Source organism: Streptomyces sp. NPDC045678 (genome assembly GCF_056432085.1).
Window position 1 is genome coordinate 154,320 of record NZ_JBWKJS010000007.1, and the last position, 22,225, is coordinate 176,544.

The window sequence follows — 22,225 nt, forward strand, 5'->3', positions numbered from 1 at the left end:
AGGATCAGCCTTCCTGAAGAGTTGTCAGGCCGTGCCGGATGAACACGGGCACCAGTTCGCCGATCCGGTCGAAGCCCGCGCCGACCGTCTGCCCCAGCGTGTAGCGGTAGTGGATGCCCTCCAGGATCACGGCGAGCTTGAACCACGCGAACGCCGTGTACCAGGAGACGGCCGACACGTCGCGCCCCGAGCGAGCGGCGTACCGCTCGATCAGCTCGGCCGGGTCCGGGTGGCCCGGCGCGCCCGCCGTGGTGCTGACGGGGGAGTCGGGCACCTCAAGCTTGGCGCTGTACATCACGAGCAGGCCCAGGTCGGTGAGGGGATCGCCGAGCGTGGACATCTCCCAGTCGAGGATGGCCCTGATCCGGTCGTCGTCGCCTATCAGGACGTTGTCCAGGCGGTAGTCGCCGTGGACGACGGTGGGCGCGGGGGAGACGGGGAGCGAGCGTCCGAGCGCCGCGTGCAGCTCGTCGATGCCGGCGAGCTCGCGGTTGCGGGACGCGTCGAGCTGCTTGCCCCAGCGGCGCAGCTGCCGGTCGAGGAAGCCCTCGGGCCGCCCGAAGTCGCCGAGCCCGACGGCCGCCGGGTCGACGGCGTGCAGGTCGACGAGGGTGTCGACGAGGCCGAGCACCGCGTCACGGGTGCGCACGGGGCCGAGCGGCGCGAGTTCCTCGGCGGTGCGGTACGGGGTCCCGTCCACGAACTCCATCACGTAGAACGGCGACCCGATGACGGCTTCGTCCTCGCAGAGCAGCACGGGTGCGGGCACCGGCACGTCCGTCGGGTGCAGCGCCGCGATCACGCGGTGCTCGCGCTTCATGTCGTGCGCGGTGGCGAGGACGTGGCCCAGCGGGGGGCGCCGGACCACCCAGCGCGACGTACCGTCGGTGACGGCGTACGTGAGGTTCGACCGTCCGCCCTCGATGAGCCGGGCGGAGAGCGGGCCGCCGACCAGGCCGGGCCGCTCGCGGTCGAGGTGGCCGCGCAACTGGTCGAGGTCGAGGCCCGGCGGGTGGTCTGAGCTCATCTTCGCTCCTGATCGGCGTGGTGGTGGGCCACTGCGTGGTGGCGTGCCACCCCATGATGCCGACCAGTCGGTATGCCGTCCAGAGGCTACCGCGCCCCGTCGTGGGGCGCGGGCCGGGCGCCGGGCGGATGCCTCAGTGGTCGTCCCAGTGCCCGTCGTGCGACGCGTGCCGGTGACCGTCGTGCAGATAGTCGACGTGGTCGCCGTGCGTCACGGAGTCGTGGCCGCAGCCGTCCCCGTGCCGGTGGTCGTGGCCCTGGTGCGCGGTGTGGCCGGTCGGCTCGCACTCGTCGTAGTGGTCGGAGTGCAGTCGGTGCAGGTGGCCGTCGTGCGCGTAGTCGACGTGGTCGCCGTGCGGCACCTCCGGGTGGCCGCAGGCCGGGCCGTGGACGTGGTCGTGCACCGGGTGTTCGTGGTGGAGGGTGGTCATGGCGCGCACCTTCTGTGGCTCAGGGGAGGGGTTGACCCTCTCAGGCTAGCCCCCGATGCCCCTTTATTTCCTTTATGCGAGTCTTGTCAGTCTCGTCGGTGTTTCCCCTGACCTCCGCGAAGGCGACCCCTCATGAAGGCGATCAGTTACCGCAGCTACGGCGGGCCCGAAGTCCTCGAGTACGGAGAGGTGCGCGACCCCAAGGTCGGCCCCGACTCCGTCCTGGTGAAGGTCCGTGCCGCCGCAGTGAACCCCGTCGACTGGAAGTGCAGGGAGGGGCACCTCGACGGCCTCCTTGACCCGGTCTTCCCCGTGATCCCCGGCTGGGACGTCTCCGGCGTGGTCGTCCAACCGGGCGCCGCGGCACCGGAGTTCGCGGTGGGGGACGAGGTCATCGGCTACGTGCGCGAGGACTTCCTCTCCCGCGGCACGTTCGCGGAGTACGTCGCCGCGCCGATCCGCACCCTCGCCCGCAAGCCGCGCAACCTCACGTTCGAGGAGGCCGCGGGGCTGCCGCTCGCCGGTCTTACCGCGTACCAGGTCGTCAACCAGGCGCTGGAGGTCACCGAGGGCGACGTCGTCCTCGTGCACGCGGCGGCGGGCGGCGTCGGCTCGATCGCCGTGCAGCTGGCCCGGCACGCGGGCGCCCGCGTCATCGGCACCGCGAGCGAACGCAACCACGACTTCCTGCGCGAGCTGGGTGCCGAGCCGGTCACGTACGGGGACGGTCTGGTGGACCGGGTCCGCGGACTGGCCCCAGAGGGCGTCGACGCGGCGTTCGACACGGTGGGCGGCGACACGCTGAGGGCGTCCGCGGAACTCCTCTCGCCCGGCGGTCGCCTCGCGTCCATCGCGGACGGCGGGGTGATCGGTCTGGGCGGCCACTACTGCTTCGTACGTCCCGTCGCGGCGGACCTCCAGCGCCTGGCCGAACTCGCCGAGCAGGACGTCGTGACCGTCCACGTGGACAAGACGTTCCCGCTGGAGCAGGCGGCCGAAGCGCACCGGCTGAGCGAGGAGGGCCGGACGAGGGGGAAGATCGTGGTGACGGTGGACTGGGGGGACTGAGCAGCGGAGGAGCCAGGGGGGGCGGGAGTCACGGGGCGGGAGCCATGGGGCGGGAGCCATGGGGTGAGCCGCTCCTCAGAGGAGCATCACCACCGCGCACACCGCCAGCGCGAACGTGCACAGCGCCGCCGCCCGCGCCGCCCGCGGCGACATCGCCCGGGGCCGGGGCGCCGTCAGCGTGACCATCCGGCGGTGGGCCACCGCCAGGAAGCCGAGCCAGAGCAGCAGGCACAGGGCGCAGGCGAGCACGCCGAACGCCGTGGCCCCGTCGTGCAGGACCGCGCGGGCGGCGAGCACCGCGGCCACCGTGCACGACAGGGTCGTACGCCGCCACGCGAGACGGGTGCGCTCCGGCTGGAGCCCGGGGTCACGGAGCTGCGCGGCCCCTGGCCCGGCCGCCCGCGTCACCCCTCCCACCCGAACAGCACGACCACCACCATGGCCAGCGCGACCACCGCGACCGCCAGGCTCAGCACCGTCGGGAAGCGGCTCGGCGGCAGGTCCTCGCCGCGCCGCATGGCCCGCTCGCAGCGCACCCAGTGGTTGACCGCGCGCAGCGAGCAGAGGACACCCGACGCGAGCAGCGCGAGCGCGAGCCCGACCCGCCACCCCCAGCGCAGGTCCGGCAGGAACTGGTCCACGGCGAAGCCGCCGCCGATCAGCGCGAGCGCGGTGCGCAGCCAGGCGAGGAAGGTGCGTTCGTTGGCGAGGGAGAAGCGGTAGTCGGGGGTGTCGCCGTCCTCGCGGATCCGCTCGGGCGCGAACCACAGCTTCAGGCTCTGTACGAAATTGCTCACGGCCGCACCATAGGCCGTGTCGATCAAGCCGCGCGGAAGGCCCTCAGGCGGTGGTAGGCGGCGAGTCCGTCCGGCACCCACTCCCAGTCGTCGAGCCGCCGCTCCAGTTCGTCCTCCGTGACGAACGCGTGCCAGGCGACCTCCTCGACCTGCGGCCGCACGGGCAGCTCGCAGCGGACTTCGTAGAGGTAGGACCACCAGGTCTTGCCTGCGCCGTCGTCGTATAGGAACTTGAACAGCGGCGTGGGGCGCGGCAGTCCGTGGACGCCGAGTTCCTCCTCCGCCTCGCGCAGCGCCGCGTCGTCGTAGGACTCCCCGGCCCCGACCACGCCGCCGACGAACATGTCGTACAGCGAGGGGAAGACGAGCTTGGTCGGGGTGCGGCGGTGCACGAAGACGCGCCCCTCGGCGTCGCGCGCCAGGATGAACGTGCAGCGGTGGCGCAGCCCGCGCGCGTACGCCTCACCGCGCGGGGCCTCGCCGACCACCTCGTCGTTCTCGTCGACGATGGTGATCATCTCTTCGCTGGGGTCGGGCGCGGGTCCGCCGGCGGCAGTCATGCGCCCCATCCAACCCCACTCCTGCTCGACGCGGCCGGAGGGGGTCACTGCCCCATGACGTACTTCACGGTCGGCCCCGCCGTCCAGCCGCCGTCGACGGCGAGCTCGGCGCCCGTGACGTAGGAGGCGGCGTCGGAGAGCAGGAAGACCATGGCGCCCGCGATCTCGTGCGGCTCGCCGACCCGGCCCATCGGGGTGTTGGGGTACTTGCCCTCGCCCTTCTCGATGCCGACCTGGGCGGTCATCGGGGTGTACGTCATGCCGGGGTGGACCGAGTTGACGCGGATGCGGGCCGTGCCGAGCTCCACCGCGCCGATCTTGGTGAGGCCGCGCACACCCCACTTGGACGCGCCGTAGCCCGCGGTGAGGGCGAGGCCCATCAGACCGGCGGCCGACGAGATGTTGACGATGGAACCGCCCCCCGCCTCCTTCATGGCGGGCACGACGGTCTTCATGCCGATGAAGACACCGGTGAGGTTGATGTCGAGGACCTTGCGGAAGTGCTCGACGGACTCCGCCTCCAGGAACTGGCCGGTGGATATCCCGGCGTTGTTCACCAGGCCGTGCACGCCGCCGAACTCGGTGACGGCGAGGTCGACCACGCGCTGCCAGTCCTCCTCCGACGTCACGTCGTGGTGCGCGAACCGGGCGTGCTCGCCGAGTTCGGCGGCGGTGGCCCTGCCCTCGTCCGCGAGCACGTCGGTGAGGACGACGTGGGCGCCCGCGGCGACGGCCTGGCGGGCGGCCTCCGCGCCGAGGCCGCGCGCGGCGCCGGTGACGATGACGGTGCGGCCGGTGAGGTCGTGCTGGCTCATGCGGTGTCTCCAGGGGTGGGATGCGGGGCCCGCAGCAGCGCTGCGGTGGTCTCGACGAGATCGGCCAGGAAGACGTCCTCGCCGGTCAGTGGGGTGGTGCCGGCCAGGTACTGGCGTGCGCGGTCGCCCAGTGCGGCGCCGACCAAGGTGAGCGCGAGGTCGAGCCGTTCCAGGCGGAGCGGCTCGGGCAGGGCGGGGGCGAGGGCGACGAGACAGTCCTCGATCCGCCCGATCAGCGTCCAGTAGACGGTGCCGTCGAGGGTGGGGTGCGGGGTACGGGTGCGGACGCCGCTCTCGTGGCTGAGCTGGGCGGAGATCCGCAGGCAGCGGCGCCCGCGCTCGGTGCGGAGCTCGGTGGCCTCGGTGCGGACGAGGGCGGTGAGGAGTCCGCGCAGGCCGGGGGCGTCGCCCGCGCGGGCGAGCTCGGCGGTGAGGACCTGCTCGGTGCGGTGCTGGCGGGCGGCCATCACGGCGTCGAGGAGCCCGGCGCGTGAGCCGAAGTGGTACTGGACTGCGGACGGGTTGCTCTGCCCCGCGATCCGCACGATGTCCCGCAGCTGGGCCCCGTCCACGCCCTGAGCGGCGAAGACCTCTTCGCCGGCACGGATGAGCTTCTCCCGGGTCCCGGGACCTGAGGTTCTGGCCATGCGGCCATGTTAATGCTGGCCATTATTAAAAGGCGAGCGAGGGGATTCCAGCCCGTCCGGCGTTTGAGGACGAACTCCGCGAAGCCGGTGATCTGCCGGGCGCCCGCCGGGGGTCAGCCGCGCAAGGTGACGGAAGGGATCCGTTCGGGCCCGCGCCCAGCCCCCGGCATCGCGGGGTGCAGCCCCAAGAGCACCACCCCCGCCACGATCGCCGCGAGCCCCGCCGCCTCCCAGGCCAGCGCGCCCGTGTCCGTGCGCAGCCGGTCGCCGAGGAAGCCGACGCCGCAGGCGATGCCGGCCAGCGGCTGCGCCGCCGTCAGCGCGGGCAGCGACATCCGCAGCGGCGCCGTCTCGAACGCGCTCTGCACGAGGACGAGGCCCACCACGCCGAGCACGAGCACCCCGTACGGCTGCCAGCCGCCGAGCAGCTCCGTGAACCCGCCCGCGGCGAACCGTTGCCCGCTGACCCGCGTCAACGCGTCCTGCACCCCGTACAGCAGCCCGGCCGCGACCGCGAGCAGCACGGGCGCGGCGTGGAGGCGGGACTTCTTCGCGTACGCCGTCAGGAGCAGCGCCCCGCCGACCATCACCCCGACGATCAGCCAGTGCCGCGCCGGATCGGTCACCGCCTCGCCGCCCCGCGGCTCACCGGCCACGATGAACGCCGTGACGCCGCCCGCGAGCAGCGCGAGCCCCGCCCAGCCCTGGCGGCCCAGTGGCTGCTTCGTCCGGAAGCGGGAGAGGCCGAGGGCGAAGAGGAGATTCGTGGCGAGGAGCGGCTCGACGAGCGAGACCTCGCCGCGCCCGAGGGCGACCGCGCCGAGGGCCATGCCGCACACCATCAGGCCGATCCCGGCGAGCCACCGGGGCACCCGCACCAGGTCGAGCAGCAGCCGCGGCGAGAGGAAGTCGCCCAGCGGGGCGTGGCGCGCCGCGTTCTGCTGGAGGACGAAGCCGACGCCGAGGCAGCAGGCGGCGCCGACGGCGAGGACGAGAACCAGGACCGACACGTCACGCACCAGACAGACGAAGCGGAGGGGGACAGGGGATCGGGCCGACGATGGGCGGGGGATCAGGCCGACGATAGCCGCCGGCCGCACGCGGCGCGCACCGTCGCTTGACGAACTGTCTCGCCCTGTCGGTTGACGTCCGTCACTCCGCTATCCAGGATCTGACCTGAGCGTGAGATGACCCACCAGTAACGTTGCGGGCCCAGTCCGGGACCTTGTCCGGGACCCTGTCGAGGAGGACGACCTCAATGGCGTACGACGCAGATGTGATCGTGATCGGGGCAGGGCTCGCCGGACTCGCGGCGACCGCGGAACTCGTCGACGCCGGCCGCCGGGTCATCCTCGTCGACCAGGAGCCCGAGCACGCGATCGGCGGTCAGGCGCACTGGTCCTTCGGTGGTCTGTTCTTCGTCGACTCGCCCGAGCAGCGGCGGCTGCGGATCAAGGACTCGCACGCGCTCGCCCTCCAGGACTGGATGGGGACGGCGGCGTTCGACCGGCCGGAGGACCACTGGCCGCGCAAGTGGGCGGAGGCGTACGTCGACTTCGCGGCCGGCGAGAAGCGGTCCTGGCTGCACGGGCAGGGCGTCCGGTTCTTCCCCGTCGTCGGCTGGGCGGAGCGCGGCGGCTACGACGCGCAGGGCCACGGCAACTCGGTGCCCCGCTTCCACATCACCTGGGGCACGGGCCCCGGGCTGCTCGCGCCGTTCGTGCGGCGGGTGCGGGCCGGGGTGGCGCGCGGCCTCGTCCAGCTGAGGTTCCGGCACCGCGTCACGGGGCTCTCGCGCAGCGCGGGCAGCGTCGACACGGTCACCGGCGAGGTGCTCGAACCGTCGGCCGTCGAGCGGGGCGAGGCGAGCAGCCGCGTGGTCACCGGCGACTTCGAGTTCCGGGCCCAGGCGGTGATCGTCACCTCCGGCGGCATCGGGGGCAACCACGACCTCGTCCGCGCCAACTGGCCCGAGCGGCTCGGCACCCCGCCCCAGAAGATGATCTCCGGCGTCCCCGCCCACGTGGACGGCCACATGCTCGGCATCGCCGAGGACGCGGGCGCGCACCTGATCAACCGCGACCGCATGTGGCACTACACCGAGGGCATCCAGAACTGGAACCCCATCTGGGACCGGCACGGCATCCGCATCCTGCCGGGCCCCTCCTCGCTCTGGCTCGACGCGCGCGGCGACCGGCTGCCCGTGCCGCTGTTCCCCGGCTTCGACACGCTCGGCACCCTCGAACACATCATGAGGACCGGGCACGACTACACGTGGTTCGTGCTCAACCAGCGCATCATCGGCAAGGAGTTCACCCTCAGCGGTTCGGAGCAGAACCCCGACCTGACCGGCAAGTCCGTGCGCGGCGTCATCGACCGGGCGCGCGCCGAAGTGCCAGGACCCGTCAAGGCGTTCATGGACCACGGCGCCGACTTCGTCGTGGAGAACGACCTGGGCGCCCTCGTGCGCGGCATGAACGCGCTCACCGAGAAGCCGCTGATCGACGAGGACACCCTGCGCCGCACCATCGCCGCGCGTGACCGCGAGATCGCCAACCCGTTCACCAAGGACCTCCAGGTGATGGCCGTCCGCGGCGCCCGCACGTTCCTCGGCGACCGTCTCATCCGGGCCGCGGCACCGCACCGCATCCTCGACCCGAAGGCGGGCCCGCTCGTCGCCGTCCGTCTCAACATCCTCACCCGCAAGACGCTCGGCGGTCTGGAGACCGACCTCTCCTCGCGCGTCCTGACCGAGGGCGGCCAACCGCTGCCGGGCGTGTACGCGGCCGGGGAGGCCGCCGGATTCGGCGGCGGGGGAGTGCACGGCTACCGCTCGCTCGAGGGAACCTTCCTCGGCGGCTGTCTCTTCTCGGGCCGCACGGCGGGCCGCGCCGCCGCCCGCGCGGTGAAGTGAGCGCGGCCTGCGGATGACCCAAGCGTGATTCGAGTGTTTCTCCGGCGCGGAGAGGTAGGGGAGTTCGCCCGGGTGACGGATGAAGTCTGCGGATTCTGAAATGAGTTGGTGAAGGTGCTGAGGCCACCGGGCCTTGACGTGGAGCAGTGCCTACCGCTTTGCTGTGCGTGATCATCCGAACGCAAGCCGCCTCGGGGAGGACGTCCCGCGGTGTCACCACCCCCGCCCCCACTGGGCCGTTCCCGCAAGAAGGCCGCGGAGCACGCCTTCGACGCCGCACTCGACGACGCCGAACTCGTCGCCGCGCGGGCGGCCTTGGCGCAGGGCCGCTGGACCGAGGCCCGCGCTCTGCTCGCCGCCACCGGTGACGACTGGGACCGCAGGGGCCACCGCTTCGACGTGCTCGCGCAGGAACCCACCACCACCGCGTGGGCGCGCGACTGGCGGCTCGCCGAGCCCGAGAGCCACGACGCGGAAGTGCTGCTCGCCTTCGCCGCCGTGCACAAGGCGCTGCGCGGGAAGGAACGTTCGGGCAAGGTACGCGAACGGTGCCGCGAGGCCGCGGCCCGCGTGCCCGCCGACCCCACGCCGTGGCTCGCGCTGCTCATCCTCGAACGCGCGCTGGGCCACGAGGAGGACGTCGTGCGCCTCTTCGACGAGATCAGGCACCGCCACCCCGAACACCACCACGCCCACCACCTGATGGTGGCCCGCCTCGCCGAGCGGCGCCCCGGCGCGGGCCAGGACCCGATGCACGAGGTCTACGACTTCGCGTCCTGGGCCGCCGAACAGGCACCCGCCGACTCGCCGCTCGCCGTCCTGCCCGTCGTCGCGCACGCCGAGCGCTACCGCGTCCTCGCCCACGCGGGCCTGGAGACCGCCGACCCGGCCGCGTCCGGGCACTGGGTCGGGCGCCGCGCCCGCGGCGTCATGAAAGCAGCCTTCGACTGGTGGCTGGAGTGGGAGACGCCCGACGAGCCCGGCCACCCCCGCTGCCACGTCGACCTCAACTTCCTTGCCCACGCGAAGTCCTGCGAGGGCAGGGCGGCCGAAGCCGCCGCGCTCTTCCACCGCATCGGACGGCACGCGACCCCCGCCCCCTGGTCGTACCCGGACCGGGACCCGTACGCGGCGTTCACCGCGGCACGGGCCGCCGCGTTCGGCTCGGCCTGAAGCACTCTCCGACTCTCCGAAACCCCTGAAAGCCCCTGAACACCCCTGAAGATCCCTGAAGATCCCCGAAAGGACGACCGCGCCATGGCGACGGGAAGTTCGAGCCCGAGCGGAACCAGATCCCCCAGCGACCCAGCGAGCGGCACCGGGATCAGCACGTACAAGGGACAGGAGCAGGCGCTGCGCGCGGGCCGGCTCGGCACCGCGGGACTGCTGCTCTCCGTGCTCGCCGCGACCGGGCCCCTGATGGTCGTCGCCGGCGTCATGCCCACCACGTACGGCGTGATGGGCATCGTCGGACAGCCGCTCCTCTTCCTCATCCTCGGCGTCGTCCTCGCCCTCTTCAGCCTCGGGTACGCCGAGATGAGCCGCCACGTGCACAACGCCGGCGCGTTCTACGCGTACATATCCCGCGGCCTCGGCGGCACCGCGGGCGCGGGCGCCGCGCTGGTCGCCCTCGTCGCCTACAGCGCCCTGCAAGCGGGCCTCTACGGACTGCTCGGCTTCGAGGTGTCCGGGCTCCTCCAGACGTACTTCGAGGTCGAGGTCGCCTGGTGGGTCCCCGCCCTCGTCGCCGTCGCCGTCGTCGCGGTCCTCGCCTGGATGAAGATCGACCTCAACGCGCGCGTGCTCGGCGTGCTGCTCCTCATCGAGGTGGCGCTCGTCGTCATCTTCGACATCGCCGCCGTCGTCGACCCGGCCAAGGAGGGCCTGTCGCTGCACGCGTTCAACCCGGACACGCTCACCGGCGCGGGCGTGGCCACCTCGCTCTGCTTCTGCATCGCGGCCTTCACCGGCTTCGAGCAGGCCCCCGTGTACGCGGAGGAGACCAGCCGCCCGCAGGTCGTCGTCGCCCGCGTGATGTTCTTCGCGGTCGGCTTCGTCGCCGTCTTCTTCGCCCTCAGCTCCTGGGCGCTCACCGTCGCCGCGGGCCCCTCCGGCATCGTTCCCGCGGCACAGGAACAGAGCGCGGGGCTCCTCTTCGGCCTCACCGAGTCCCGGCTCGGCGGCACCTTCACCGACGTGCTCCACGTCCTCTTCGTGACCGGCATGTTCGCGGCGATCCTCAGCTTCCACAACGTCGTCGCGCGGTACGCGTTCGCGATGGGCCGCGAGGGGCTGCTGCCCGCCGCGTTCGGCCGCACGAACACGTCCACGGGCGCGCCGGGCACGGGCTCGCTGCTCCAGACCGTCGTCTCCGTCGTGGTCGTGATCGGCTTCGCCCTCGCCGACGACGGCAAGGCGGGCGACCCGACCGCGCCCGTCCTGCACCTGTTCACGTGGGGCGGCAACATCGGCGCGCTCGGTGTGATCCTGCTGATGGCCACGGCGTCCGTCGCCGTCATCGTCTTCTTCGCCCGCAGGGGCGCGGCGCGCGCCCAGGCCTGGCGCATCACGGCCTCCGCGCTCGCCGCGGTCGGCCTCCTGATCATCGCGGGCTACACCGTCAAGGACTTCGACGTCCTGGTCGGCGCGGGCCCCGACTCGGCACTGAGCTGGGCGCTGCCGGGGATCATCTTCCTGGCGGCCGCGGTCGGCGTCGTGTACGGGGCGATCCTGCGGGCCAAGAACCCGGAGGCGCACGCGAGGATCGGCCTGGGCAACGAGGCGTTCCAGCTCGAGAAGGCGTCCTCCTCGCCGGGGGCGTAGCGGTTCCACGGGGCTCGGTCGACCACCGGCTCGGTCGATCACCAGCTCCGCCTGGTTCGTCCTCAATCGCCGGACGGGCTCAAACGTCTGCGGCCGCGCTGGATACCAGCGCGGCCGCAGACGTTCCGGTGGGCCCGGATGTTCGGGGGTGCCCGGGTGTACGGGGGTGCCCGGGCGCTAGATGATCAGGGAAAGGAGCAGGACCAGGCCGCCCGCCACCACGGAGATGATCGTCTCCATGACGGACCACGTCTTGATCGTCTGACCGACGTCCAGGCCGAAGTACTCCTTGACCAGCCAGAACCCCGCATCGTTGACGTGCGAGAAGAACAGCGAGCCCGCACCGATGGCGAGGACGAGCAGGGCCGTGTGCGAGGTCGACATGTCCGCGGCCAGCGGGGCGACGAGGCCCGCCGCCGAGATCGTCGCCACCGTCGCGGAACCCGTCGCGAGCCGGATCGCCACCGCGATCAGCCAGGCCAGGAGCAGCGCCGGAATCGACCAGTCCTTGGAGAAGTCCAGGATCATCTGGCCCACGCCCACGTCGATGAGCGTCTGCTTGAAGCCGCCGCCCGCGCCCACGATCATCAGGACGCCCGCGATGGGGGCGAGCGACTTCTCGACGGTCGTCGAGAGCCGGTCCTTCGTGAACCCGGCCGCACGGCCCAGCGTGAACATGCCCACGATCACCGCGGCGAGCAGCGCGATCAGCGGCGACCCGATGACGTCGAAGACCCGCTGCACGGTGGCCTCGGGGTCGTCGACCACGATATCCACCAGCGCCTTGGCCAGCATCAGGACGACGGGCAGCAGCACGGTGGCCACGGTCGCGCCGAAGCCGGGTCGCTTCTCCAGGTCCTCCGAGGGACGCTGCGGGATCATCTTCTCGGGGGCGGGAACGTCCACCCAGCGCGCCGCGACCTTCGAGAACAGCGGCCCGGCGATGACCACCGTCGGGACGGCGACGAGGACACCGAGCGCGAGCGTGACACCGAGGTTGGCCTTGACCGCGTCGATCGCGACGAGCGGTCCTGGGTGCGGCGGGATGAGCCCGTGCATCACGGACAGACCGGCGAGGGCCGGGATGCCGATCCGCATCAGCGAGTAGTTGCCGCGCTTGGCGACCATCAGGACGACCGGGATCAGCAGCACGATGCCGACCTCGAAGAAGAGCGGCAGGCCGATGACGGAGGCGATGAGCACCATCGCCCACGGCATGGCGCGCCCGCCCGCCTTCGCGAGGATCGTGTCGACGATCTGGTCGGCGCCCCCGGAGTCCGCGAGCAACTTGCCGAGGATCGCGCCGAGCGCGATGAGCACGCCGACGCCCGCGACCGTCGAGCCGAGCCCGGCGGTGAAGCTGGCGATGGCCTTGTCGAGGGGGGCACCCGCGAAGGCCCCGAGCGCGAGCGACCCGACGGTCAGCGCGAGGAACGCGTGCAGCTTGAACTTGGTGATGAGCAGGACGATGACGGCGATGCCCGCGAGGACGGCGATCCCCAGCTGGGCATGGCCCGCCGAGGTGATCGGCTCGACGGGGTCCGCTGCCAACATCTCGACGCTGAGATGGGTCACGGTGGTTTCCTTGTACGTGATGGTGGTGCGGTGCGGGGGTGGGGCCCGAAAGGGGGCGGGGGTGTTCCCTACTCGGCTCCGCCACGTGGGCGGGACCAACCCCAAGCAACCCCCAGAAAAAACGCCTCATCGAAAGCCCACAAAACCTCAAAGGCCCGCCCGGCGATCTCCTCGGGGTCACCCGAGACATCGACGTCGACGCCCGCCTCGTCCGCCCCGAGAGGCTGAAGCGTGGCGAACTGGGAGTCGAGGAGTGCCGTCGGCATGAAGTGACCCTGCCGGTGCGACATCCGGTCCTCGATGAGGGCCCGGTCACCGGTGAGGTGCACGAAGACGACATCGGGGGCAGCCGCACGGAGCCGGTCCCGATAGCTCCGCTTCAGCGCCGAGCTGCTGACCACCCCGCCGAGCCCCGCCCGCCCGTGCGCCCAGGACCCGATCGCGTCGAGCCAGGGCCACCGGTCGTCGTCGGTGAGCGGCGTTCCGGACGACATCTTGCGGATGTTCTCCGGCGGGTGGAAGTCGTCTCCCTCGGCGTACGGAACGCCGAGTCGGTCCGCGAGCAGGGGGCCGATCGTGGTCTTGCCGGTCCCTGCCACGCCCATGACTACGACGACGTGGGGGGTGCGCCGTTCCTGCATCGCGTCCTGCCTCGCTGTCTTCATCGACATCGGTCGGTTGTTCACGTCACTGAAACTCATTAGGTCAGACAAATTCAAGAGCCTGTGACATAAAAGTCTGACTTATTGTTCACGCCCTGCTCCTCGTAGGCTTCCGTCATGACCGCACAGGCCCGAGGGCTGCACTCCCGCGTACTGGAAAGCCTCGGGCCCGCGATCACCGCGGGCGAGTATCCGCCGGGCAGCGTGTTGCGCACGGACGAGCTGGCCCAGCGCTTCGAGGTGTCCCGCTCCGTGATGCGGGAGGCCGTCCGGGTCCTGGAGTCCATGCACCTCGTCGCGTCACGGCGCCGCGTGGGCGTCACCGTGCTGCCCACCGAGGAGTGGAACGTCTACGACCCGCAGGTCATCCGGTGGCGGCTGGCCGGCGCCGACCGGCCGCGGCAACTGCGCTCCCTGACCGTCCTGCGGTCCGCCGTCGAGCCGGTCGCCGCCGGGCTCGCCGCCCGGTACGCCACGGCGGCGCAGTGCGCGGAGCTCACCGAGTGCGCGCTCGGCATGGTCGCCCACTCCCGGGGACACCAGCTGGAGGGCTACCTCAAGCACGACGTCGCTTTCCACCGGGTCGTCCTCAACGCCTCCGGCAACGAGATGTTCGCCCGGCTCGGCGATGTCGTCGCCGAGGTCCTGACGGGACGTACCGCACACCAGGTCATGTTCGAGGACCCGGACCCGCCCGCCGTCACCCTGCACGTCCAGGTCGCCGAGGCGGTCAGGGAGGGCGACGCGGTCCGCGCGGAGGCCCTGACGCGGGAGATCGCGCTGGGCGCCCTGGAGGAACTCGACATCCTCGCGCCCTGAGATCAAAAGCCCGCCACCCGTCGGCGACAATGGGCGCCATGTCCCGACGCGCCCGACGCCCCGCCGCCACCTCCTGCCCCTGCGGGCACCCCCAGCCGTACGAGAAGTGCTGCGGCAGGCTGCACCGGGGCGAGACCGCCGCGAGCACCCCCGAAGAGCTGATGCGCTCCCGCTACAGCGCCTTCGCCGTACGGGACGAGGGATACCTGCTCCGCACCTGGCACCCCCGGACCCGGCCGCCCCGCGTCGAGTTCGACCCGGCGATGCGCTGGACCGGCCTGGAGATCGAGGACACCACCGAGGGCTCCGCGTTCCACACCACCGGCACGGTGACGTTCCGGGCCCGCTACACCGACAGCGGCCGCCCCGACTCCCTGCACGAGAAGAGCAGGTTCGAGCGCGTGGACGGCTCGTGGCTGTACGTGGACGGCGACTTCATCGACTGAGCCAGGACCGCGCCGGGCCGGTCACAGCACGTCCCCGTACTCGCTGACGGCCCCTTCCGGAGCCAGCGCGTTGACGTAGTGGCCGGGCCCGTGGTCCTCGAAGGAGTACGTGAACGGGATCGTCCGCGTCAGCGCGAGGCGCGCCGCGAAGAACGCGAGCGGTGCCACCACCGCGAGCCCCGCGAGGCTGTCCATCTGCGGGTAGTGCAGGCCCGGGTCGTGCACCTCGGCCCAGCCGCCCGCCCGCGGCCCGCGCGCGAGCTCGGACAGCGCGCGCCCCGCGGCCCGCGCCCGCCGCCCCGCGTTGCGGCGCAGCTGCCCGCGGAGCAGGTCGCCCGGCAGCGAGACCGCGTCGATCGCCGTCTCCGCGGCGAGGGCGATCGCCCCCTCCGGCACCCCACGCGGCCTGCGGTAGTGGAACTCCCGGCCGAAGGGGGCGTACGGCCCGACGGGCCGGGGCGGCAGCGCGGGCACCACGTCACGGTCGAAGATGTAGCGCAGGAGCCGGTCGCGCAGGACGTGCTCGCCCCGGTGGTCGGTCGCCGCCGCGCAGGCCTCGGCGAACTCGGGGCCGCCGAGCAGCGGCTGGCCGAAGGTGTAGACGGCCCGCAGGCGTTCGGCGACGGAGTGGTAGCGCGGCTCGTGGGTCAGGACCACGCCCATCAGTGCGGCCATCGCGCCGCCCAGGCTGTGCCCGGTGATGTACAGCGCCTCCATGCCGTCGCCGCGCACGCCCTTCTCCGTGGGATCGACCGACTCGCCGCGCGCCGCCCGCTCCAGGGCCTGCATGATGAGGTGACGGGTGGCGCGCATGTTGCGGTAGAAACCGGCGTGGACCTGGTGGCGCCTGCCGGCCAGCTCTACCGAGAGCGTCTCGGGGCGCACGTCGGCGTCCGTGAGGATGCTGATGATGTCCTCGGGCTGGGTGCCGCGGTAGCAGAGGATCACCACCCGCCGGTCCTTGTCCTGGATCAGATAGGCGGCCGATGCGATGTACATGGCGTCGACGCGCTGCTCGAAGACCCGGCAGCGGTTCTCCTCCAGACCGAGCCTCGACATGATCATGGCGACGGTGCCCGGGTCGCCGACCCGGCCGGCCCCCGCGTACGCGTACGCCGCGCACGTCGCCATGGTGTGCGGGACGGGCCCCTCCGTCTCGGGCGGCCCCTTCTCCGCGGCGAGCAGCTCCACGAGATCCTTGTGGACGGGGAAGCCGCCGGGCCCGCCCGCGGTGGGCTCCTTGAGCGGGCGCAGCTCGGCGAAGCCCGGTCCCCTGGCGAAGTCGTCCCGCATGGCGTCCCCCCACGGCGAGCGGTGGCCGCCCCCACGACGAGCGGGAGCCGCACCGGAGCTGCGAGCACACCACCGGCCCGGCGCACCGTCAACTCGGCGGCTCCCGAACGGCGGACACCCGACGGGACCCGGCCACCGCGCCCGCCCCGCACGTGGGGCTGGTGGGGAGCGGGGATTCACACGGGGTGTGAAGCGGCCGCCCGGCCCGGCACGGCGCACCCGGCGAACCGCCGCCGACGGGCCCAAACACCCTGGCCCGCCCGCCTGTTCGACGTACCGGGGCGGCCGCGCACATAGGCGGGAACCGTCGCTGCGGCCGACCGGCGCCGCCAGTAGCGTCTGCCTGCCCCCTGTCCCGTACGCAGTCCCGTCCGTACGCAGTCCCGCCCCACGCAGTCCCGCGCAGCCCAGCCGTGCGAAGGAAGAGGCGCCCGATGGCCGACACCGGACAGCACCAGCAGAGTTACGAGCGCTACATGGGCGGCAGCCCGGAAGCGGAGCGACGCCTCTTCGAGCGCCTGGCCAAGGAAGTCATGAAGGTCCAGGAGAAGAACCGGCGCGCGGCACGGGCGGCCACACCCGAGCGCGCCCTGCACGCCAAGGCCGCACTCGGCGTCGAGAACGCCCGCCTGCGCTTCCACGACGACCTGCCCGCCTCCCTGCGGAGCGGCTTCGCGCAGCCCGGCGCCGAGTACCGGGCGACCGTGCGGCTCTCCAACGCGAGCGGCATCCGGCAGGCCGACGGCGCACCCGACCTGCGCGGCGCCGCCGTGCGCGTGACCGTCTCCGCCGAGGAGAGCCACGACCTGCTCGCCACCAACCACCCGGTCTCGCACGCCCGCGACGCCCGCGAGTTCGTCGCCTTCGCCAAGGCCATGGCGGGCGCCACGACCACGCTGGGAAAGGCCGTCGGGCTCTTCGTGAAGCTGCCCCTCGCCGTCGGCGTCGCCACCGCGACCCGCATGCGCCGCAACGTCCGGGCCGCCGCCCGGCACACCGTGAACAGCCTCGCCGCGGAGACGTACTGGAGCCGCAGCGCCATCCTGTGGGGCGAGGCCGGACCGGTCCGCTACCTGCTGCGGCCCTCGGGCGGCAGCGCCACCGCCACCCGCTCCGACCCCGGGCGCCGCGACCCGCAGTACCTGCGCCGCGAGCTCGAGACCCGCCTCGCCCGGCAGGACGTCACCTTCGACCTGTGCGTGCAGCGGTACGTCGACGAGCGGCGCACCCCCGTCGAGGACGGCTCCGTGGAGTGGCTGGAGTCGGTGGCCCCCGCCGTGCCCGTCGCCACCCTCACCGTGCCGAGCCAGGACCTGGACACGGCGGAGGCGCGCGCCGCCGGCGGCCGCGTCGAAGTGACCGGCTTCAACCCGTGGTTCACCACGGACGAGTTCCGTCCGCTCGGCAACCTCAACCGCGCCCGCAAGGCCACGTACGAGGCGAGCGCCGCACACCGCCACGGCCTGCGCTTCGTCACCGGCGAACCGCTGCGCAACACGGTGCTCGGAATGCCCGTCGCCGCCGCCTTCCGCCTCCTGAACCGCTACGTGCCCTGGCACAAGCTGCCGGTCGAGGCGGGCCTGCTCAACCTCGTCTTCCTCCGCAAGGCCCTGCGCCGCCTCAACCTCATCGACACCGACGTGCACGAGGCGCCGCCCAAGACCATGCGGGTGCCCGCGCCGGTCGACGAGCAGCTGCGCACCGCCCGTTCCTACGACGGGACGTACAACGACCTGTCGAAGCCGTCCATGGGAGCCGTGGGCGCCGCCTTCGGCCGCAACCTCAAGCCCGTCTACCGGCCCGACCTCTTCGACGTCCCGAACCCCGTCACGGTCAGCAGGCAGCTCCTGCACCGCGACACCTTCCTGCCCGCGACGTCACTGAACGTCCTCGCCGCCGCCTGGATCCAGTTCCAGGTCCACGACTGGGTCAACCACCGGCGCCACAAGCCCGGCGGCAAGTCCGTCGAGGTGCCCCTGCCGCCCGGCACCAGCTGGCACAACACCCCCGGCGGACCCGCGGAGCACGTGATGCGCTTCGCCGACAACGAAGGCATCGAGCTCCCCGGCGACCAGCCGCCCGTCCTCTTCGCCAACACCGCGTCGCACTGGTGGGACGGCTCCGAGGTGTACGGCGAGAACGAACACACCGCCAGGTTCCTGCGCGAGCCCGACGGCGGGGCCAAACTCCGCCTCGAAGAGGGCCACTTGCCCCTCGCGCAGAACGGCGTCCCGCTCACCGGATTCGCCGACAGCTGGTGGCTGGGCCTCAGCGCCATGCACACGCTCTTCGCCCGCGAGCACAACGCGGTCTGCGACGCGCTGCGCCACGCCTACCCGTCGATGGGCGAGGAGAGCGTCTACCACACGGCCCGCCTCGTCGTCTCCGCCCTCATCGCGAAGATCCACACGGTGGAGTGGACCCCGGCGATCCTCGCCACCGAGGCGATCGACATAGGCCTGCACACCAACTGGGAGGGACCGCCCGCCAACTGGCTGAACAAACTCGGCCTCTGGCTCCTCGAGTCCCACTCGCTGACCGGCATCCCCGCGACGCTGCCGGACCACCACAGCGCGCCGTACTCCCTGACGGAGGACTTCGTCACCGTCTACCGCATGCACCCGCTGATCCCCGACGACTACGAGCTGCGCGAGCACCGCTTCGGGCAGCGCCTGGAGACCCTCGGGTTCAACGACATCCAGGGCCGCGCCGCCGAGGGCGCCATCCGCAAGACGGGTCTCGCCGACACGCTCTACTCCTTCGGCATCGCCCACCCCGGCGCCATCACCCTGCACAACTTCCCGCGCGCGCTCCAGCAGTTCGAGCGCGACGGCGAGATCATCGACCTGTCCGTCGTCGACCTCGTCCGCACCCGCAGGCGCGGCGTGCCCCGCTACAACGACTTCCGCGAGGGCCTGCACAAGCAGCGCATCCGCCGCTTCGAGGACCTGTCGCAGGACCCCGAGACGGTGGCCCGGCTCAAGGACGTCTACCGCTCCGTCGACGAGATCGACACGGTGGTCGGCCTGTTCGCGGAGAACCCGCCGCACGGCTTCGGCTTCAGCGACACGGCGTTCCGCATCTTCATCCTGATGGCGACGCGGCGCCTGCAGAGCGACCGCTTCCTGACCGTGGACTTCCGCCCCGAGATCTACACGCCGCTCGGCATCGACTGGGTCCAGAAGGGCGGCATGAACTCGGTCCTGCTGCGCCACTGTCCGGAACTCGCGGGCCTGCTCCCGCGCGGCGCGACCGCGTTCGCACCGTGGCGTCAGGTGCAGCAGACGACCGAGGGAGACGAGAGCGGACGTGCCGGCGGCTGAGGGCGGGCCGGGGGACCGGGGCGAGCGTGCCGCCGGTCACCCGGGGCTCGGTGACCTCTTCGCCCGGCCCCTCCTGGAGACCGTCTGGCGGCGTCGTACTCACCGGGTGAGCCGCGGCGCCGCCGTTCCCGCGGGGTCGATGAGCTACCGGTCGCCGCACGAGCCCCGGCCCCTGTCCGAGCTGGAGGAGGCGGTGCTGATCGCGCTGACCGGGTGCACCGGCCTCACCATGCCGGACCGCCCCTTCGACGACCCGCGCGACGGCAAGCCCATCATGGCCAAGCCCAACATGACCATGGCGGGCCGTACCGCGGGCAGCCCCGACAACGCGCAGGGCACGCACTTCTTCCTGATCAACGACTCGGGCACGTACTTCCTTCGCCGGCTGCCCCCGGCCCCCGCCACCCCCCTCGACGCGACCGCCCTGGTGGAGCGGGCAAGGGAGGCGAAGGTCCGCGTCCTCGACCACCGCCTCGACGTCGCCGAGGGCATGCGCGACTTCCCGGCCTACCTCGACTCGAACCGCTTCCTGTCCAACCTGCCGGGAACGACCGTCCTGTTCCCCGTGGTGGACCTCTCCCACCAGTACATCAACGCCCTGATGTACCTGCTCACCCAGCCGGACGACGTCCGCCCCACCCTGGTCGACGACCGCAACCTCTACCGCCCGGCGGGCGTGCGGAAATGGGTCCGCAACGGCTTCCTGAACGGCGACATCAAGCTGCCGCTGGGCACGCTCGGCCCACTGCGCACCCAGATCGAGGCGGACCTGCTCCTGCAGAACCTGATGCTGACCGCGGAGGCGATGGGCCTCGGCGCGTGGATCCACGCCTCCATCAACCCGCAGATCGCCCTGGGCGACCCGAAGTTCTCCCGCACCTACGGCCGCATGCTCGGCTTCACGTTCGTCACACCGCGCTGGCGCCTGCCGGACGTGTGGCGCTGGCACGTCCCGCTGCCCAAGTACGCCGACCTGCGCTCCCATCCCGTCGGCCTGACGTCACCCGAGGGCGAACCCCTCATCGAGGCGGCGTGCCCGCCGGCGCACCGCACGATGGCGTCGGCGGTCGACGCGGTGATGCGCGCCAAGTTCGGCCCCGGCGGGACGTACGGCGACAAGGACGTCTTCTCCCGCATCTACAAGGAGGGGTACGGGCAGCGGTACCTCGCGGAGGCGAGCGAGTACGAGGACCGCGTGGTCGACTGCACGCGGGACATCTGCGCGTACATCCTGCGCACGCACCGCCGCTTCCCCGCGCACACCGACGCGATCCACGTCCCCGGCGTCTGGCTCCAGGTCCACCACGTCGAGTCCGAGTACTACGACCGGTTCTTCGCCGACGGCCTGACCGACGCACACCGTGACCATGAAGGGCTGTGGGACATCTGACACACCCCCTTTGGGTTCTCACGCCAACGGCGGGACCACACACGCGATCAGGAAGGGCCCGGGTTCCGCGAGACCCCGCTTCAGCAGCGCCGCGAACTCCTCGGCCGTGGTCGCCCGTTCCGCCGGCACCCCCATCCCGCGCGCCAGCGCGACGAAGTCGAGGGGCGGCCCCGAGAGGTCGAGCAGCCTGCGCGCCCGCTCCCCGCCCGCCACCGCCCCCACCGCTGCCAGCTCCAGATTGAGGATCGCGTACGACCCGTTGTCGAAGACGACCGTCGTGACGTCGAGCCCCTCCCGCGCCTGTGTCCACAGCGCCTGCAGCGTGTACATCGAGGCGCCGTCCCCGACCAGGGCGAGCACGGTCCTGTCGGGACAGGCCACCCCCGCCCCCACCGCGAGCGGCAGCCCCTGCCCCATGGCGCCACCGGTCAGCGTCAGCCAGTCGTGCGGCGGCGCGCCCGCGGTCGCGCCCGGCAGCCACAGCCCGGAGGTGTTGGCCTCGTCGACGACGACGGCACCCTCCGGCAGCAGCGCCCCGATCACCTCGGCCGCCGACTCGGCCGTCAGCTCACCGCTGGGCAGCGCGGGCCGCGCCGCCTCCTCCCGTACGCGCCGCACGCCGGGCCCGACCACCTCGGCGAGCCCTTCGAGCGCCGCCGTCACGTCCTCCGCGCCGACCGCGAGCGTGTGCACCGCGCACCCCTGCGGCACCAGCGCCCCGCCCTGCCCGGGGTACGCGAAGAAGGCGACCGGCGACGCGGCTCCGGCGAGCACCAGGTGCCGTACGCCCGCCAGCTGACGGGCCGCACCCGCCGCGAGATAGGCGAGCCGCTCGACGGCAGGCCGGCCCGCGCCCCGCTCCATGCGGGCGGGGAAGGTCTCGCAGAGCAGCTTGGCGCCGGTCGCCGCGGCGATCCGCCCCGCCGCCTCGAGCCCGGCCCCGCGCACGGCGTCCCCGCCGAGCAGCAGGGCGGTGCCCTCCCCGGACCGCAGCGCCCCGGCGGCGCCCGTCACGGCGTCCACGGAGACGAGGCCGTGCCGTGCCGGGGCGGGACGTGCGGCGGCCGGCGCGTCGCCCGCCTGCGACCACGACACGTCGGCCGGCACGACGAGCGTCGCGACGGCGCCGGGCGGGCCGGTCGCCGCGGTGACGGCGGCGGCCACGTCACCGGCGAGCTCGGTGGCGTAGTAGGTGCGCCGCGTCCAGGCCGAGACGGTGCGGGCGAGCGCTCCGATGTCGGACTCCAGGGGCGCGTCGAGGCGCTTGTGGTGCAGGGCGTGGTCGCCGACGACGTTGACGACGGGGGTGGCGGCCCGGCGCGCGTTGTGCAGGTTGGGCAGGCCGCCCGCGAGGCCGGGGCCGAGGTGCAGGAGCGTGCACGCGGGGCGTCGCGTCATCCGTCCGTAGCCGTCGGCGGCGCCGGTGGCCACGCCCTCGAAGAGACAGAGCACGGGCCGCAGTCCGGGCGCCTCGTCCAGGGCGGCCACGAAGTGCATCTCGGACGTGCCGGGGTTGGCGAAGCACGCGCGAACGCCTCCGTCCACGAGTCCGTTGATCAGGATCTGCGCTCCGGTCGGCATGGCGGTCCGCCTCTGCTCGGTGGCGAGGGCGCGCGGTGGGCGACGGCGCCCGGCG

Annotated in this window: 20 protein-coding genes; 8 read left to right on the forward strand and 12 right to left on the reverse strand. The window is 72.5% G+C overall.

Features of this window, described 5'->3' with window-relative positions:
- Positions 1–4: 4 nt before the first annotated feature.
- Both AC07DO_RS24760 and AC07DO_RS24765 read right to left on the reverse strand, forming a co-directional pair.
- Positions 5–1,027: a phosphotransferase family protein gene (locus AC07DO_RS24760; RefSeq protein WP_479062693.1), complete on the reverse strand. Its 1,023-nt coding sequence runs from the start codon at positions 1,025–1,027 to the stop codon at positions 5–7.
- Between the two features lie 133 nt (positions 1,028–1,160).
- Complete coding sequence (locus tag AC07DO_RS24765; RefSeq protein WP_479062695.1) at positions 1,161–1,457, reverse strand: hypothetical protein; 297 nt, start codon at positions 1,455–1,457, stop codon at positions 1,161–1,163.
- Between the two features lie 132 nt (positions 1,458–1,589).
- On the opposite strand from AC07DO_RS24765, the gene AC07DO_RS24770 reads away from it, so the two are divergent.
- Entirely contained in the window at positions 1,590–2,525 is a 936-nt protein-coding gene (locus tag AC07DO_RS24770; protein WP_479062696.1) for an NADP-dependent oxidoreductase, read from the forward strand.
- A gap of 75 nt (positions 2,526–2,600) precedes the next feature.
- Here AC07DO_RS24770 and AC07DO_RS24775 read toward each other — a convergent pair whose 3' ends face one another.
- The 6 genes from AC07DO_RS24775 to AC07DO_RS24800 form a co-directional block, all read right to left on the reverse strand.
- On the reverse strand, positions 2,601–2,942 hold the full coding sequence (locus AC07DO_RS24775; RefSeq protein WP_479062698.1) for a DUF202 domain-containing protein: 342 nt from the start codon (positions 2,940–2,942) through the stop codon (positions 2,601–2,603).
- On the reverse strand, positions 2,930–3,322 hold the full coding sequence (locus AC07DO_RS24780) for a YidH family protein (RefSeq protein WP_479062700.1): 393 nt from the start codon (positions 3,320–3,322) through the stop codon (positions 2,930–2,932). Before AC07DO_RS24780 ends, AC07DO_RS24775 begins: the two co-directional genes overlap by 13 nt.
- A gap of 23 nt (positions 3,323–3,345) precedes the next feature.
- Positions 3,346–3,891 carry an NUDIX hydrolase gene (locus AC07DO_RS24785; RefSeq protein WP_479062702.1) on the reverse strand — a complete coding sequence of 182 codons (546 nt, stop codon included), beginning with the start codon at positions 3,889–3,891 and terminating at the stop codon, positions 3,346–3,348.
- Between the two features lie 35 nt (positions 3,892–3,926).
- Positions 3,927–4,697 carry a glucose 1-dehydrogenase gene (locus tag AC07DO_RS24790; protein ID WP_479062704.1) on the reverse strand — a complete coding sequence of 257 codons (771 nt, stop codon included), beginning with the start codon at positions 4,695–4,697 and terminating at the stop codon, positions 3,927–3,929.
- Positions 4,694–5,344 carry a TetR/AcrR family transcriptional regulator gene (locus AC07DO_RS24795; RefSeq protein WP_479062705.1) on the reverse strand — a complete coding sequence of 217 codons (651 nt, stop codon included), beginning with the start codon at positions 5,342–5,344 and terminating at the stop codon, positions 4,694–4,696. The genes AC07DO_RS24790 and AC07DO_RS24795 overlap by 4 nt, the downstream gene beginning before the upstream one ends.
- A gap of 113 nt (positions 5,345–5,457) precedes the next feature.
- Entirely contained in the window at positions 5,458–6,354 is an 897-nt protein-coding gene (locus tag AC07DO_RS24800) for a DMT family transporter (protein WP_479062707.1), read from the reverse strand.
- Between the two features lie 248 nt (positions 6,355–6,602).
- Here AC07DO_RS24800 and AC07DO_RS24805 point away from each other — a divergent pair, with 248 nt between their 5' ends.
- From AC07DO_RS24805 to AC07DO_RS24815, 3 genes are all read left to right on the forward strand, one after another.
- On the forward strand, positions 6,603–8,258 hold the full coding sequence (locus AC07DO_RS24805; RefSeq protein ID WP_479062709.1) for an FAD-binding dehydrogenase: 1,656 nt from the start codon (positions 6,603–6,605) through the stop codon (positions 8,256–8,258).
- Between the two features lie 210 nt (positions 8,259–8,468).
- On the forward strand, positions 8,469–9,431 hold the full coding sequence (locus tag AC07DO_RS24810) for a hypothetical protein (RefSeq protein WP_479062712.1): 963 nt from the start codon (positions 8,469–8,471) through the stop codon (positions 9,429–9,431).
- Between the two features lie 84 nt (positions 9,432–9,515).
- Positions 9,516–11,081 (forward strand): APC family permease, encoded by a 1,566-nt coding sequence (locus tag AC07DO_RS24815; protein WP_479062713.1) that lies wholly within the window; start codon positions 9,516–9,518, stop codon positions 11,079–11,081.
- A gap of 177 nt (positions 11,082–11,258) precedes the next feature.
- Here the strand turns inward: AC07DO_RS24815 and AC07DO_RS24820 are convergent, their stop codons facing one another.
- Both AC07DO_RS24820 and AC07DO_RS24825 read right to left on the reverse strand, forming a co-directional pair.
- Positions 11,259–12,656: a GntT/GntP/DsdX family permease gene (locus AC07DO_RS24820; RefSeq protein ID WP_479062715.1), complete on the reverse strand. Its 1,398-nt coding sequence runs from the start codon at positions 12,654–12,656 to the stop codon at positions 11,259–11,261.
- A 68-nt stretch (positions 12,657–12,724) separates the two neighbouring features.
- Positions 12,725–13,297 (reverse strand): gluconokinase, encoded by a 573-nt coding sequence (locus AC07DO_RS24825; RefSeq protein WP_479063248.1) that lies wholly within the window; start codon positions 13,295–13,297, stop codon positions 12,725–12,727.
- A 138-nt stretch (positions 13,298–13,435) separates the two neighbouring features.
- Between AC07DO_RS24825 and AC07DO_RS24830 the strand changes: the two genes are divergently transcribed.
- Together AC07DO_RS24830 and AC07DO_RS24835 are read left to right on the forward strand one after the other, a co-directional pair.
- On the forward strand, positions 13,436–14,137 hold the full coding sequence (locus AC07DO_RS24830) for a FadR/GntR family transcriptional regulator (RefSeq protein WP_479062716.1): 702 nt from the start codon (positions 13,436–13,438) through the stop codon (positions 14,135–14,137).
- Positions 14,138–14,175: 38 nt separating this feature from the next.
- On the forward strand, positions 14,176–14,583 hold the full coding sequence (locus AC07DO_RS24835; protein WP_479062718.1) for a YchJ family protein: 408 nt from the start codon (positions 14,176–14,178) through the stop codon (positions 14,581–14,583).
- A gap of 21 nt (positions 14,584–14,604) precedes the next feature.
- Here the strand turns inward: AC07DO_RS24835 and AC07DO_RS24840 are convergent, their stop codons facing one another.
- Positions 14,605–15,876, reverse strand: a complete 1,272-nt coding sequence (locus AC07DO_RS24840) for a lipase family protein (RefSeq protein WP_479062719.1) — start codon at positions 15,874–15,876, stop codon at positions 14,605–14,607.
- 434 nt (positions 15,877–16,310) lie between these two features.
- Between AC07DO_RS24840 and AC07DO_RS24845 the strand changes: the two genes are divergently transcribed.
- The gene (locus tag AC07DO_RS24845; RefSeq protein ID WP_479062720.1) at positions 16,311–19,199 is read left to right on the forward strand and encodes a peroxidase family protein; all 2,889 of its coding nucleotides are present in this window, start codon (positions 16,311–16,313) and stop codon (positions 19,197–19,199) included.
- Positions 19,186–20,589 (forward strand): hypothetical protein, encoded by a 1,404-nt coding sequence (locus AC07DO_RS24850; protein ID WP_479062721.1) that lies wholly within the window; start codon positions 19,186–19,188, stop codon positions 20,587–20,589. Before AC07DO_RS24845 ends, AC07DO_RS24850 begins: the two co-directional genes overlap by 14 nt.
- An 18-nt stretch (positions 20,590–20,607) precedes the next feature.
- Here AC07DO_RS24850 and AC07DO_RS24855 read toward each other — a convergent pair whose 3' ends face one another.
- Positions 20,608–22,170: an acetolactate synthase large subunit gene (locus AC07DO_RS24855; protein ID WP_479062722.1), complete on the reverse strand. Its 1,563-nt coding sequence runs from the start codon at positions 22,168–22,170 to the stop codon at positions 20,608–20,610.
- Positions 22,171–22,225: the final 55 nt, after the last annotated feature.

What these genes read in the sequence shown, in the direction of transcription:
- AC07DO_RS24815 (WP_479062713.1), top strand. Translation starts at nt 9,516, where the DNA reads ATGGCGACGGGAAGTTCGAGCCCGAGCGGAACCAGATCCCCCAGCGAC.
- AC07DO_RS24790 (WP_479062704.1), bottom strand. Translation starts at nt 4,697, where the DNA reads ATGAGCCAGCACGACCTCACCGGCCGCACCGTCATCGTCACCGGCGCC.
- AC07DO_RS24835 (WP_479062718.1), top strand. Translation starts at nt 14,176, where the DNA reads ATGTCCCGACGCGCCCGACGCCCCGCCGCCACCTCCTGCCCCTGCGGG.
- AC07DO_RS24805 (WP_479062709.1), top strand. Translation starts at nt 6,603, where the DNA reads ATGGCGTACGACGCAGATGTGATCGTGATCGGGGCAGGGCTCGCCGGA.
- AC07DO_RS24830 (WP_479062716.1), top strand. Translation starts at nt 13,436, where the DNA reads ATGACCGCACAGGCCCGAGGGCTGCACTCCCGCGTACTGGAAAGCCTC.
- AC07DO_RS24840 (WP_479062719.1), bottom strand. Translation starts at nt 15,876, where the DNA reads ATGCGGGACGACTTCGCCAGGGGACCGGGCTTCGCCGAGCTGCGCCCG.
- AC07DO_RS24855 (WP_479062722.1), bottom strand. Translation starts at nt 22,170, where the DNA reads ATGCCGACCGGAGCGCAGATCCTGATCAACGGACTCGTGGACGGAGGC.
- AC07DO_RS24770 (WP_479062696.1), top strand. Translation starts at nt 1,590, where the DNA reads ATGAAGGCGATCAGTTACCGCAGCTACGGCGGGCCCGAAGTCCTCGAG.
- AC07DO_RS24795 (WP_479062705.1), bottom strand. Translation starts at nt 5,344, where the DNA reads ATGGCCAGAACCTCAGGTCCCGGGACCCGGGAGAAGCTCATCCGTGCC.
- AC07DO_RS24825 (WP_479063248.1), bottom strand. Translation starts at nt 13,297, where the DNA reads ATGCAGGAACGGCGCACCCCCCACGTCGTCGTAGTCATGGGCGTGGCA.
- AC07DO_RS24845 (WP_479062720.1), top strand. Translation starts at nt 16,311, where the DNA reads ATGGCCGACACCGGACAGCACCAGCAGAGTTACGAGCGCTACATGGGC.
- AC07DO_RS24785 (WP_479062702.1), bottom strand. Translation starts at nt 3,891, where the DNA reads ATGGGGCGCATGACTGCCGCCGGCGGACCCGCGCCCGACCCCAGCGAA.
- AC07DO_RS24760 (WP_479062693.1), bottom strand. Translation starts at nt 1,027, where the DNA reads ATGAGCTCAGACCACCCGCCGGGCCTCGACCTCGACCAGTTGCGCGGC.
- AC07DO_RS24765 (WP_479062695.1), bottom strand. Translation starts at nt 1,457, where the DNA reads ATGACCACCCTCCACCACGAACACCCGGTGCACGACCACGTCCACGGC.